This is a genomic window from Blautia sp. HA3515 (genome assembly GCF_059933065.1).
The window spans coordinates 1-11408 of record NZ_JAYFUY010000036.1 but is presented as its reverse complement, the minus strand read 5'-3'; the positions used below and the strand labels follow the sequence as shown (position 1 = coordinate 11408).

The window sequence follows — 11408 nt, the reverse complement described above, 5'->3', positions numbered from 1 at the left end:
CTTCACAAGCTATATCTGGCAATGCTGTTTTACAAGCTTTACAATTCGGGGTAAATAGTGTAATCTATTTTCTGATATTCTTTTTGCGTACTAAGAAAAGAAAGGGTCAGAAAAATGAATGTAATTCAAAATGCAGATATCTCTATTCTTTTATACATCCAGGAACATATCCGGAAAGAATGGATGAATGGCTTCTGGAGGGCCATCACATTTCTGGGAGACGGAGGATGGTTCTGGATCCTTCTGGCAGTTGTCCTGCTGATCATGAAGAAAACCAGGAAAGCAGGCGTAGCAGCAGCAATCGCCCTTGTGATCGGAGCGCTGATCACCAATGTATGTCTGAAAAATATGGTGGCTAGAGTCAGACCATATGATACATACAGTGCGTTGATCCCAATTGTCAAAAGGCCAATAGACTGGTCTTTTCCATCAGGGCATACCTGTGCTTCATTTGCAAGTGCTTTTGTGTATTTCAGGCTTTTACCAAAGAAATACGGGATCCCTTCCCTGGTCCTGGCCTGTATGATCGCCTTTTCAAGGCTGTATCTGGGAGTTCATTATCCTACAGACGTACTGGCCGGCTTTTTGATCGGCCTGCTTGCTTCAGCACTGGCGGTATGGATGGTCCGTCGCTTTTACAATCATAAAAAGCAAACTGCATAAACCAGTAAATGTTGTAAAAAACTCCTGCAAAGATATCTCCGGATGAAATGTATAAATGCCATATCTTCTTAAGACTGAAAAGAGTTCTTCAGTAATAGGGGATGTGGCATTTTTATGATTTTACCAGGATTTTACAGAAATATGTGGCTAATGAGCACAAGGATCCTGTATTATTTCATCATTTATCATTGGCATTGAGGAAAATTTATTGTATTATTGTAACTATTCAGTAGGAAGTAACTGTGATGATACTGAACAGTTACGTAGGATTGGATCAAGGAGTGTATCGTTTATGGGGAATAAAGAAGATAAGAATGGGATCGGGGAAAAAGAAGCAGCAGAAATCAGGAAAATATACAAAGACATGCAGAAGGATCAGTTCTATCTGCAGGCACAGTATGCCATCGGTATTGTAGAAGCCAAGGCAAAGATCATTGATGAACAGCTTTCCATGAAATATCAGAGAGAGGTTATGAAAAGCATTACCGGAAGGATCAAAAAGCCGGAAAGCATATATGCCAAGCTTGTGCGCGAAGGGACTGGATACAGATCTGCAGACCGCAAGAAAAAAGCTGAATGATCTGATCGGTGTAAGGATCGTCTGTCTATTTCTTGATGATGTATATGAAGTGGCACAGACCCTGAAAAAGCAGCAGGATATCAAAGTTATCAAAGAGAAGGATTATATTGAAAAGCCAAAAAAGAAAAACGGGTATATGAGTCTTCACCTGATCGTGGATATCCCTATTTATTTCAATGAAGAATCTGAGACAAAACGGGTGGAAATACAGATCCGTACTGTTGCCATGGATTTCTGGTCTGTACTGGAGTACCAGTTAATGTACAAGAAAAATGTATCCGGTGCAGAAAAGGCAGCTAAGGAACTGAAGGATTATTCGGAGGAAGTGGCAGCTTTGGATGAAAAGATGCAGAAGCTGCGGAATACTATTGAGAAAATATAAAGATTTGGATGTTAGAATCATTGCGGAGTTTTATAAAAGTTTGCAATGCTTTTTGGAGGAAAAATGAGCGAAGAAAAAGTATTAAGCTGTGCATATGCAAAAAAATGCGGAGGATGCAGATACCAGGGCGTACCCTATGAGAAGCAGCTTGCCAAAAAACAGAAGCAGGTACAGGAATTGCTGGGAAAATATGGAAAAGTGCAGAAGATCATAGGGATGAAGAATCCATATTTTTATCGGAATAAAGTACATGCAGTTTTTGACCGTGACCGGAAAGGAAATATTATTTCCGGTATATATGAGCCCAGATCCCACAGGGTTGTATCTATCGACCAGTGCCTGATCGAGGATGAGAAAAGCCAGGAGATCATCCGTACCATCCGTGGTATGCTGAAATCCTTTAAGATCAAAACCTATGATGAAGATACCGGATATGGCCTTTTGCGTCATGTGCTGGTACGCAGAGGTTTTACCAGTAAAGAGATCATGGTGGTTCTTGTAACTGTTTCACCGGTTTTTCCGTCAAAGAATAATTTTGTGAAAGCACTGAAAAAGGCACATCCTGAAATCACAACAATCGTTTTGAATGTAAATGACAGAAATACAAGCATGGTTCTTGGAGACCGTGATATTGTGCTTTACGGAAAGGGTTATATTAAGGATAGCCTTTGTGGCTGTACCTTCCGTATTTCCCCCAGGTCTTTTTATCAGGTAAATCCAAAGCAGACGGAGATCCTGTATGAGAAAGCAGTGGAATATGCAGACCTGACAGGAAAAGAAAGCGTGATCGATGCCTATTGCGGCATTGGTACCATCAGCCTGATCGCAGCTAAAAAAGCAGGAAGGGTAACAGGAGTTGAACTTAATAAGGACGCAGTAAAAGATGCCAGGATCAATGCAAAAGAGAATAAAAATTCCAATGTACGCTTCTGCGAAGGAGATGCAGGAGAATATATGGAAGCAGTGGCTGCTTCCGGACAGACCGCCCAGGTTGTGTTTATGGATCCGCCACGTGCAGGAAGTGACCAGAAATTCTTAAATTCCCTTGTGAAATTAAACCCTGACCGGGTGGTGTACATTTCCTGCAATCCGGAAACCCTGGCCCGTGACCTGGGATACCTTACCCGGAAAGGTTATGCTGCCAGGAAGATCCAGCCAGTGGAGATGTTTTGTTTTACCGAGCATGTGGAAGTGGTCTGTTTGCTGTCAAGAAAAGATAAATAATGGCTGAAAAGTGGCGTATTTCCGGGCTTTTTCGGAGGTTTGGATTTGAAGCCATGCTTCTGAAAAAGCTCGGTTTTCTTATATGGAAACATATCTACTTGTTAGCCTGACCGGAGAAAAAGTGGATGGTCGGAGAATAGCGGCAGGGTTTAGGCTGTGGATTAGATGTCATAGGTTGTGGCACTGGGATTGTTGTCAGAGCCGACCGCAGTTTAAGCCACTCAATACTAAGAGACAGACTTGGCAGTGAAATAGATGACATTTAATGGAGAATTTAAACATGGGTATTTTTGATTTTGGAAATATAAAAAATAATGAGAGAACAATAAGGAAGACATGGGATGAGTTTCGAGATGCGCTAGCTATGGAAAAATTTTCATATAATGATATTGAAAAAGCGAAAAAATGCACGTTTCTTAAGGTCTATAATGATTTGTTTTATGATAACTTTGGGATTAAACATAGTACTTTAAAGTTGAATGCCCTTGATGGGACTTTAGTTGGCAGAGGGTGTATTCTCAAAAAAGACGAGATGCCTGAATATGAAAGATTTATACCGAAGAAAGAATTTATTAAAAATGATAATAGATTCAGTCCTCCGGGAGTAGAATGGCTGTATTTAGCGCTCGGAAATGAATCAGATATACATCAATGTGCACAAGCTGAATGCAGAGCACATGTAGGGGATGAATTTGGATTCTGCCATTTCGCACTTGAAAAGGCTTATGGTGATATAAAGATTGTTGATTTAACAATTGCAGACGATAAAAGTTATGAACAGTTAAATCATATGCTCGAATCATACGGTAATGCACAAGTAAAAAAAGGAGTTAAGATAGCAAAAATATTAGGTCGAGTTCCTCAATATAGTGTGGATAAGACAGAATTCAAACAAATATTTACAGAGTGGGCTGTTTATACATATTCAAAACTGCTTTCAGAGCAGATATTTGAACCAATAGATGATTCGGCTGATAAGGGTATAATGTACGCACCTTTTCAGACAATGGCTCAGTATTATAGATCACTTGGATATTCTGGTATTATTTATGGAAGTACGGTGTCGGAAGTTGGCCGAAACATTGTACTTTTTGATAAGGAAATAGCGAAACCATGTGGTTCAATTGAGAAGTATACGGTTTCTTGATTCGCAAAATTTACAAGGCCTATTATAGAAAATGATAGGAGGTACTAGAAAATGGAGTACACAGGTATTGGAATATGTGTAATAGCTGTGGTGGCAATATGCATGTTCATTATTCAACGAAAAAAGAATAATCAAGAGGTAAATGCAAGTGCGGATATCAAAACAGACGCAGAGAAACATGCGATAGCTGTTTTCTAATGATGCACCTACTGAATTAATTATCGAGATGGAAATGCTTCCTGCAGAAGTCATCAAGGATGAGAATGCACTGGTTGAAATCACGGATAGTAAAGTCCTTGCTCATGTAAATAATCTTGTTCCGGGGTTAGCGCAAGCGGTAAATGCTGCTAATAATGCAGCACAGGCTGTGCAAGCTGCAAATGGCGGTGTTTTATATAGAGCAATTATCCCGGCTGGAGCTAAATTAACTGATTCAAAGGCTATGGAAGGGGCGGTTCGAGGATTCTATCGAGGTGCAGACGGCATTCAAGGACACGCCAATTTAGTGGCTGTTGAAGCACAAAAAGGAACGGCAGTGGTAGCAAACACCGCTGCAGCTGCTATGGGTGTCGCATCAATGGTTGTTGGCCAGTATTATATGACACAAATAAATGCAGAATTGGGTGCAATTAGTGATGGAATTTCTGAAATATAAAACTTCCAAGATAACGAGTATAGAAGTCGTGTGTTCTCTCTCGTAGCTCATGTAAAAAAGATTGCAGATTTTCAGACAGAAATCCTAGAAAATAATGAGCTTAGAATATCGAAAATTAACCAGTTAGACAGCCTTGAAGAGGAATGCACTCAGTTACTGGGACAGGTAAATTTAACTTTAGCTGGATTTGCAAAGAAAACAGACCTTGACTATGATTCGTATGAAAAAGTCGTAGAAAATGCTCAAAACTGGTTTATGTATCAAAAATCATTGCTGGATGTGTTGTATAAAATATCTGATTTGAGGTATACGTTGCACCTTGGAGCAGTTTCGAGAGAACAATGTATCGCTATTCTTCCAACATATACAAAGCAGGTTCAAGATACACAAAGCAGGCTTGCTGCATGGCATGAAGGTACAACAGAGAGGCTAAAAATAGATACAGACGAAGCTAGAAGGAAACGAGCAGGGGTTGATGGAGTAATTCATTTTCTTCCGGGATTATTTGACGAAGACTTCAATTATCGGTCAATTGAAAAAAGTACGGCAGACATGATTCGTGCACAGGCTTCTGGTGAGAATACGCTATATATTGATAAGTCTGAGTTGTATTCTGAGGATGTACAGCTTATTGCTAAGGATGGAAAAATCTATTATCTACCAGAAATAAAAGTAGAATAAAACCCAATAACCCTCCCGGCCATCATGGTCAGGAGGGTTTAGTGCATCTATGGGACTTATGCATCTACATCGATATTAACACCGGATTTCAGTTCGACGGTGATGTGGTCATCCCAGATAGTGATCTGCTTGATCCAGCGTCGCACCAGCGATTCGTCAAATTCAGTGAGGTAGGTAGTCTGCTGCGTAATATAATCCTGCAGGTCATTGATCCGCTTTATCTGTTCGTCTCTTCTGATAGATGCTTTAATCATTTTTTATCTTTATCTGTATGATTTTATAAAATCATCTGGTGTAATCGCCGGAACCTCGGAATTTTCAAAATCTCTCACATTGCAGGTGATAATGTAATCAGCTCCGACATCCTTTGCACATTTATCCTGCAAACAATCCTCGAAATCCTCGAAGGAATCTTTTTCAATCGCATCAATAATTTCTGTCTGTGATGCGGTTGCGACAGTGAAGATTTCGCATATATCTTTCAGATTTTGTCTGCGAACACTGTCACTGCGCTTTCTTAGCACATACCAAAGAGTGGAAAGCGTATGGAATGCAATGTAACCAGTACATTCACCAATTGCGCACTTTCTTACAATTTCCACAGACTGCTCAAGATACGGATCCTCGCGGTTCGTGATGTAATTCAGAAGGATGTTTGTATCAATCAATAATACCGAATTTCTCATTCATCGCTTCCTTCCTTTCAGAATCATAATCAATTGTCTCTGTAGCAGCCTTTCTGGATGCTTCAAGTCTTGCGAAAGCTTCTAATTTGCTATTGTTATTTGCGTGCGTATCTGAAAGCGGTGCCTTGATAATGAACGGAATGCTTCTTTCTCTTAATGCAGTTCTGGTAAAGGTTTCATAAAAAGTCTGCTTTGTCTGACCCATTGCATCAAGCATCGCTCCCAGTTCTTCGTAAATAGAATCCTCTAATCTGATACTGATCGTTTTCATTGCAAGCATCTCCTTTCTTTATTTGAAATAAGTATATACCAAATTGACTCAAATAGCAAGCAATAGCTTTCATTTTACTAAAATAGATCAAAGTCTTTCTGCGTGGCAATCTGTGCATAGCCTTTGTACTCATCATTGCTGCTCTCTGCGTACATGTCATTCACCATCCCGATCGTGAGTAAGTCAAGGTCCTGGATGGAGATGCCGAGCTGTACGCAGCGGAGTAGCAACAATGGCGTGGTCATCGGCCGGTCAGTTGCGTGAAGTTTTTTTTAGATTCTACATCCGTCTGGACATTTAAGCCTCAGAGCTCGATGATTTTTGGAAGCACCTGGTAGATGGAGAAGGTGCTGAACTCATCAAGCCATTCCTCCGGGCTGTCCGGGATTGTGGGATCTGCATGCTTTGCCATGATGTAGGCGATGTTCTCAAACATCTCAAGAGAGAACATATCGAGGTGAGAGGAACCTTCATCACCGTTTCCGACAGCCTTTCCAAGCGCATCGAGATCCTTATAGATATCTCGGTGGAACTTGATGCGATAAATACGCGGAATGGCGGCAGATGCCTTGAAGGGCACCTGCTTTCCGTCAATCCCAATCTTCTGAATCATACTCATAATCCAATCACTCCTTTACTGCCTTCGCAGGCTTCGCGGCAGACTGCGACTGCGTTGCGACATCGCTCTCTGCCGCAGGCACATATACCGCCTTGTACCAATCAGCATAGGTGGTAGCATCCGTGGTATTTCCGGTCTTTGCTTTCACCATACCATTAGCAAGCGGCACCGCCGAGTTTTCAAATCAGCACACCCTTGGAATCTAATGTTTCCTTCAGTACGTCCGTGCGGAAGGTCTCCGGAATCAATGCAAGCTCCAGATCTCCGTCATAGCCGCAGTTATTATTGATCACGTAATACACACCGCCATCCGCGTAAAAGTTCTCCGGCTCGCCGTTTGCATCCAGAGAGATGGATACCGAACCTGGCATCGGAACAATGAAAAAGCAGATATGATTATTTATACGACAGAGGATGGTCTGACGAAAGTTGAAACTACTTTTGATGGTGATACTGTCTGGCTGTCTATTGATCAGATGGCTGAATTGTTTCAGAGAGATAAATCAACTATTTCCAGACATATAAAAAACATATTTACAGAAGGGGAATTACAGCGTAATTCAGTTGTTGCAAATTTTGCAACAACTGCGACTGATGGGAAAACATATCAGGTAGATTATTACAATCTTGATGTTATTATTTCTGTTGGCTATCGTGTAAAATCAAAACGAGGAACACAGTTCAGAATCTGGGCAACTGGAATTTTAAAAGAATACATGAGAAAAGGTTTTGCTTTAGATGATGATCGTTTGAAAGATCTAGGTGGCGGTGGATATTATAAGGAATTGCTGGAGAGAATTCGTGATATTCGTGCATCCGAGAAAGTATTATATCGTCAGGTTCTGGAAATTTATGCAACGAGCATAGATTATGATCCGAAAGCGGAAATATCCATTGCATTTTTCAAAAAAGTGCAAAACAAAATTCAATATGCGATTCATGGACAAACTGCGTCAGAAGTGATTTATACCAGAGCTGATGCAGAAAAAGAATTTATGGAACTTACTACTTTTAAAGGAAATCAGCCAACATTAAAGGAAGCAGTAGTTGCAAAGAATTATTTATCTGAAAAAGAATTGCGTGCAATGGGACAGCTGGTATCGGGATATCTTGATTTTGCAGAACGTCAGGCAGAACGAGAACAGGCTATGACAATGAGGGACTGGGCAGAGCATCTGGATCGGATTCTGACAATGAGCGGTGAACAGCTTTTGCAGGGGAATGGAAGTATATCACACAAACATGCTGTTGATAAAGCAACGGGTGAATATAAAAAATATAAAGCGCGAACACTCAGCACGGTGGAAGAAGACTACCTGAATTCAATAAAAATATTGGAGAAGAAAACAGATAAAAACAGTGAGAGCGTCATCGGAATTAGTGGTCTGGCATTTCCGGTGTATTATGAAGACTTTGAAGGTGAAGCAATTCGGCTGCTCAACGAAAACACAGTCGAAACGGTATGCCTTTTGGGCAAACGAAAACCAGATGCCAAGGTAAAACTCAGCGTGGATATGGATGATTACTATCGTATTAAGGATGGTAAAGAGCCTAAATAAAACCGAATAATACACTGAATCAAAGCAAGACAGAAGCTGTTGATGCGTTAGAAGATAACGTGTCAGCGGCTTTTTCTTTTTATCTAAAAATCTATTAGTCAAATCTGAAAGGAATCAATTCTATGGCAAAGAAAAATGTAAGAAACATGAAGGTTTGTGGACAGAGCGGTTATGAATATGAGACAGTTCCGGCAATTACATTAAAAGGAAAGTGGCTGGAAGAACTGGGATTTCATCTTGGGGATTATGTACAGGTGAAATGTGAAAATGGACAGCTGATTATCACGACGGATGTGAATAAAGCACAGGAGCAGGAAGCAAAAACAGCATTTATGGATGAGGAGATTAAGAAACTGAAAATCAGATACCAGAATGAAAAGGAATAAATTACTGCAAAATATGTGGAAGAGCAGAGTGCAGGATGCTATGGAAAGAAAGCATGAGAGGGGGAGAAAGTATGGCAAGGATTATAATATGCGGATCATTTAAAGGGGGAGTTGGCAAGACTGCCAGCTCCTGGAATCTGGCGTATTTTCTGTCAGAAACGGGAAAGAAAGTTCTGGCTGTTGATTTTGACAGCCAGGCAAATCTGACAACCTGCTTCGGAATTAAAGATCCTGCGGCTGTGCCGGTGACAATCGGAGATCTGATGATGAATCGGCTGGAAGATGAGGAGATGCCGGATCCGTCAGAGTTTATTCAGAGCAGAAATAGTGTGGATTTTATTCCTTCATTCATGATGCTTTCAACAGTGGACAGTAAGCTGCGGATGGAGATGAAAGCTAATGAACCAAAAAGAAAAGTATTTCAGGACGCACTGGATTTTCTTGCTGAGGATCCGGTGAAGGATACGCCAGTGTCTGTGAATGGAATTGTTTCTATTCCTGTTGAGGAAATCCATCCGTTTCATGATCATCCATTCCGGCTGTATGAGGGAGATTGCCAGGAAGACATGGTACAGAGCATCAGGGTGTATGGTGTGCTGAATCCGGTGATCGTGAGGAAGGCTACAAGAGGCTATGAGATGCTTGCAGGGCATAACAAACCAACGCAGCGAAAATAACTGGATTGACGGAAGTGTCGGCGATAGTGAAGACGGATCTGTCTTATCTGAATGTGAAGATGCAGAAGATGATCCAGCAGGTGGCAGAGTCTGAGGGAAAGAAACTGAAACCGAAGCAGGCAGTGAAACTGCGGAAGAGGGGAAAGAAAATTACGAAAGAAGGGATTGAAAGTGTCCTGGTAGGGAAAGAACAGAAGAAGCCGCAGAGTGTGTCTGTGAAGTTGCCGGTGGAATTGTATGAGAAATATTTTTGACAGATGGATGCCGGAACAGTGCAGGAGATCATGGAGAAGGCACTGTAAGGGTATTTGGGGAAGGAGGCAGCAGGTGTTTAGCAGGGGAGATCTTGAATGTCTGGATCCAGGGTATTTTGAGTTTATTTGTATGAATGATTGAGATGTGACCATCATGTCCCAGAATACCAGACATATGTGATATATACATAATCCGGAATATCCGTTGATGGGATCCTGTATTATATTTCATAAACATAAGGTCTCACATCCATATCATCAGCATGACCGCAGTAATACACTGCGGCAGGCTGTGCGGAGTATTAAGAGACATTATAAGTGGCAGATGGGTGGAAGAAAATTATAAGCCTTATGAAAGGCAATTTGTTATACTGATGTTAGGGATCTTATAAATATAAGCAGAAATAGTGTTTTGAAAATGTTAAATGTTAAATTAATGATAAAATAAAGATGAGTTGTTGATGAGATAATGATGGAAAAATGTTGCTTTTGCGATATATGCATGATAGACTATGAATGTTAAAATTATGGATTCCTAATTTGTGAGGTAGAACGATGGCTTTTTCAGAAGATATAAAAAGAATCAGACGTAAGGCATTTATGACCCAGGAAGATTTCGCAAAAGAAATTGGCGTTTCATGTATCACGGTTACTAGATGGGAAACAGGAAAAGCTAAACCGAATTTAAAAACAATGAAATTAATAGATGATTATTGCAAGAAAAATAAAATAGACTTTGATATTAGTGAGGAATATTAACGGATTAATCACAATCCATATCAATGTTGAAAAGTGAAAAATGCAGAAATCTAATTTATAAGGGTCATGAAATATATTTTGGATGTAATTAAGCATCATAGTTTATAACTGGAGGAATATTTAGAATGATAATTTCAAATGTCTGTGATGAGATCAGGGTAAAAAGAGAAAATCTTGGAATCACCGTGAAGGAGTTTTCAGACGCTCTGGGACTAGGGACAGGAGGTGAAAAACTGGTCAGGGCATGGGAAGCAGGAACAGAAATCCCATCAGATAAAAATTATAGTAAAATTATTCATTTTGCAAATGAGCGTCCGTATGCAGAATCTGAAGGTAATACGGAATTCAAATTTATAGATTTGTTTGCTGGAATTGGCGGTATTCGTATACCATTTCAGGAACTTGGGGGAAAATGTGTTTTTTCGTCAGAATGGGATAAATTTGCTCAAAAAACATATAGAGTTAATTTTGGAGAAATGCCACAGGGAGATATTACACAGATTGAATCGGATTCCATTCCGGATTTTGATGTATTGCTTGGTGGATTTCCCTGTCAACCATTTTCATCAGCTGGTTTGAAAAAAGGATTTGATGATACAAGGGGAACGCTTTTCTTTGAAATAGAAAGAATTATGAGAGATAAAAGACCAAAGGTCTTTCTTTTGGAAAATGTAAAACAGCTTAGATCACATGATCGGGGCAGAACATTAAAAGTCATACTGGAGCATATTGAGTCATTAGATTATTATGTAAAATATGAAATACTTAGAGCAGGAGACTTTGGAGTACCGCAGAATCGTGAACGGACGTACATAGTTGGGTTTGATAAACATTATTACAACCTTTCGGAAAATTATGATTTTCA

At 40.2% G+C, this 11408-nt stretch carries 16 protein-coding genes and 3 pseudogenes; 14 read left to right on the top strand and 5 right to left on the bottom strand.

The window, feature by feature from the left end:
• Window positions 1-114: 114 nt before the first annotated feature.
• The 8 genes from R1Y93_RS02560 to R1Y93_RS02525 all read left to right on the top strand — a co-directional run bounded on the left by R1Y93_RS02560 (window position 115) and on the right by R1Y93_RS02525 (window position 5332).
• Window positions 115-663, top strand: coding sequence for a phosphatase PAP2 family protein (locus tag R1Y93_RS02560; protein WP_500821520.1), 549 nt, complete (start codon window positions 115-117; stop codon window positions 661-663).
• Window positions 664-955: 292 nt separating this feature from the next.
• Window positions 956-1243: a hypothetical protein gene (locus R1Y93_RS02555; protein ID WP_500821519.1), complete on the top strand. Its 288-nt coding sequence runs from the start codon at window positions 956-958 to the stop codon at window positions 1241-1243.
• Window positions 1179-1625, top strand: a complete 447-nt coding sequence (locus R1Y93_RS02550; protein ID WP_500821518.1) for a GTP pyrophosphokinase — start codon at window positions 1179-1181, stop codon at window positions 1623-1625. The genes R1Y93_RS02555 and R1Y93_RS02550 overlap by 65 nt, the downstream gene beginning before the upstream one ends.
• Before the next feature lie 63 nt (window positions 1626-1688).
• Complete coding sequence (rlmD, locus tag R1Y93_RS02545) at window positions 1689-2849, top strand: 23S rRNA (uracil(1939)-C(5))-methyltransferase RlmD (RefSeq protein WP_500821517.1); 1161 nt, start codon at window positions 1689-1691, stop codon at window positions 2847-2849.
• A gap of 280 nt (window positions 2850-3129) precedes the next feature.
• On the top strand, window positions 3130-3996 hold the full coding sequence (locus R1Y93_RS02540; protein WP_500821516.1) for an RES family NAD+ phosphorylase: 867 nt from the start codon (window positions 3130-3132) through the stop codon (window positions 3994-3996).
• 51 nt (window positions 3997-4047) lie between these two features.
• Window positions 4048-4194 carry a hypothetical protein gene (locus tag R1Y93_RS02535; RefSeq protein ID WP_500821515.1) on the top strand — a complete coding sequence of 49 codons (147 nt, stop codon included), beginning with the start codon at window positions 4048-4050 and terminating at the stop codon, window positions 4192-4194.
• 34 nt (window positions 4195-4228) lie between these two features.
• Window positions 4229-4651, top strand: coding sequence for a hypothetical protein (locus R1Y93_RS02530; RefSeq protein ID WP_500821514.1), 423 nt, complete (start codon window positions 4229-4231; stop codon window positions 4649-4651).
• 30 nt (window positions 4652-4681) lie between these two features.
• On the top strand, window positions 4682-5332 hold the full coding sequence (locus tag R1Y93_RS02525; RefSeq protein ID WP_500821513.1) for a hypothetical protein: 651 nt from the start codon (window positions 4682-4684) through the stop codon (window positions 5330-5332).
• A 56-nt stretch (window positions 5333-5388) separates the two neighbouring features.
• On the opposite strand, the gene R1Y93_RS02520 is transcribed toward R1Y93_RS02525, so the two are convergent.
• From R1Y93_RS02520 to R1Y93_RS02500, 5 genes and pseudogenes are all read right to left on the bottom strand, one after another.
• On the bottom strand, window positions 5389-5586 hold the full coding sequence (locus R1Y93_RS02520) for an integrase (protein ID WP_500821512.1): 198 nt from the start codon (window positions 5584-5586) through the stop codon (window positions 5389-5391).
• A 9-nt stretch (window positions 5587-5595) separates the two neighbouring features.
• The gene (locus tag R1Y93_RS02515; protein WP_500821511.1) at window positions 5596-6018 is read right to left on the bottom strand and encodes a type II toxin-antitoxin system VapC family toxin; all 423 of its coding nucleotides are present in this window, start codon (window positions 6016-6018) and stop codon (window positions 5596-5598) included.
• Window positions 5993-6289, bottom strand: coding sequence for an antitoxin (locus tag R1Y93_RS02510; protein ID WP_500821510.1), 297 nt, complete (start codon window positions 6287-6289; stop codon window positions 5993-5995). The genes R1Y93_RS02515 and R1Y93_RS02510 overlap by 26 nt, the downstream gene beginning before the upstream one ends.
• Window positions 6290-6530: 241 nt before the next feature.
• Window positions 6531-6908: pseudogene (locus tag R1Y93_RS02505) on the bottom strand (hypothetical protein).
• A gap of 7 nt (window positions 6909-6915) precedes the next feature.
• Window positions 6916-7285, bottom strand: a pseudogene (locus R1Y93_RS02500) (major tail protein); the annotation flags it as partial.
• 15 nt (window positions 7286-7300) lie between these two features.
• On the opposite strand from R1Y93_RS02500, the pseudogene R1Y93_RS02495 reads away from it, so the two are divergent.
• The 6 genes and pseudogenes from R1Y93_RS02495 to dcm form a co-directional block, all read left to right on the top strand.
• A pseudogene (locus R1Y93_RS02495) lies at window positions 7301-8269 on the top strand (virulence RhuM family protein); the annotation flags it as partial.
• A gap of 320 nt (window positions 8270-8589) precedes the next feature.
• Window positions 8590-8853: a SymE family type I addiction module toxin gene (locus tag R1Y93_RS02490; RefSeq protein WP_500821509.1), complete on the top strand. Its 264-nt coding sequence runs from the start codon at window positions 8590-8592 to the stop codon at window positions 8851-8853.
• Window positions 8854-8924: 71 nt separating this feature from the next.
• Complete coding sequence (locus R1Y93_RS02485) at window positions 8925-9530, top strand: AAA family ATPase (RefSeq protein ID WP_500821508.1); 606 nt, start codon at window positions 8925-8927, stop codon at window positions 9528-9530.
• 14 nt (window positions 9531-9544) lie between these two features.
• Entirely contained in the window at window positions 9545-9784 is a 240-nt protein-coding gene (locus R1Y93_RS02480; protein ID WP_500821507.1) for a hypothetical protein, read from the top strand.
• Window positions 9785-10339: 555 nt separating this feature from the next.
• Window positions 10340-10543, top strand: a complete 204-nt coding sequence (locus R1Y93_RS02475) for a helix-turn-helix domain-containing protein (protein ID WP_500821506.1) — start codon at window positions 10340-10342, stop codon at window positions 10541-10543.
• A gap of 125 nt (window positions 10544-10668) precedes the next feature.
• On the top strand, window positions 10669-11408 hold a 740-nt coding region (dcm, locus tag R1Y93_RS02470; RefSeq protein WP_500821505.1), incomplete at its 3' end, for a DNA (cytosine-5-)-methyltransferase.

What these genes read in the sequence shown, in the direction of transcription:
- R1Y93_RS02560 (WP_500821520.1), top strand. Translation starts at nt 115, where the DNA reads ATGAATGTAATTCAAAATGCAGATATCTCTATTCTTTTATACATCCAG.
- R1Y93_RS02555 (WP_500821519.1), top strand. Translation starts at nt 956, where the DNA reads ATGGGGAATAAAGAAGATAAGAATGGGATCGGGGAAAAAGAAGCAGCA.
- R1Y93_RS02550 (WP_500821518.1), top strand. Translation starts at nt 1,179, where the DNA reads ATGCCAAGCTTGTGCGCGAAGGGACTGGATACAGATCTGCAGACCGCA.
- rlmD (WP_500821517.1), top strand. Translation starts at nt 1,689, where the DNA reads ATGAGCGAAGAAAAAGTATTAAGCTGTGCATATGCAAAAAAATGCGGA.
- R1Y93_RS02540 (WP_500821516.1), top strand. Translation starts at nt 3,130, where the DNA reads ATGGGTATTTTTGATTTTGGAAATATAAAAAATAATGAGAGAACAATA.
- R1Y93_RS02535 (WP_500821515.1), top strand. Translation starts at nt 4,048, where the DNA reads ATGGAGTACACAGGTATTGGAATATGTGTAATAGCTGTGGTGGCAATA.
- R1Y93_RS02530 (WP_500821514.1), top strand. Translation starts at nt 4,229, where the DNA reads ATGCTTCCTGCAGAAGTCATCAAGGATGAGAATGCACTGGTTGAAATC.
- R1Y93_RS02520 (WP_500821512.1), bottom strand. Translation starts at nt 5,586, where the DNA reads ATGATTAAAGCATCTATCAGAAGAGACGAACAGATAAAGCGGATCAAT.
- R1Y93_RS02515 (WP_500821511.1), bottom strand. Translation starts at nt 6,018, where the DNA reads ATGAGAAATTCGGTATTATTGATTGATACAAACATCCTTCTGAATTAC.
- R1Y93_RS02510 (WP_500821510.1), bottom strand. Translation starts at nt 6,289, where the DNA reads ATGAAAACGATCAGTATCAGATTAGAGGATTCTATTTACGAAGAACTG.
- R1Y93_RS02490 (WP_500821509.1), top strand. Translation starts at nt 8,590, where the DNA reads ATGGCAAAGAAAAATGTAAGAAACATGAAGGTTTGTGGACAGAGCGGT.
- R1Y93_RS02485 (WP_500821508.1), top strand. Translation starts at nt 8,925, where the DNA reads ATGGCAAGGATTATAATATGCGGATCATTTAAAGGGGGAGTTGGCAAG.
- R1Y93_RS02475 (WP_500821506.1), top strand. Translation starts at nt 10,340, where the DNA reads ATGGCTTTTTCAGAAGATATAAAAAGAATCAGACGTAAGGCATTTATG.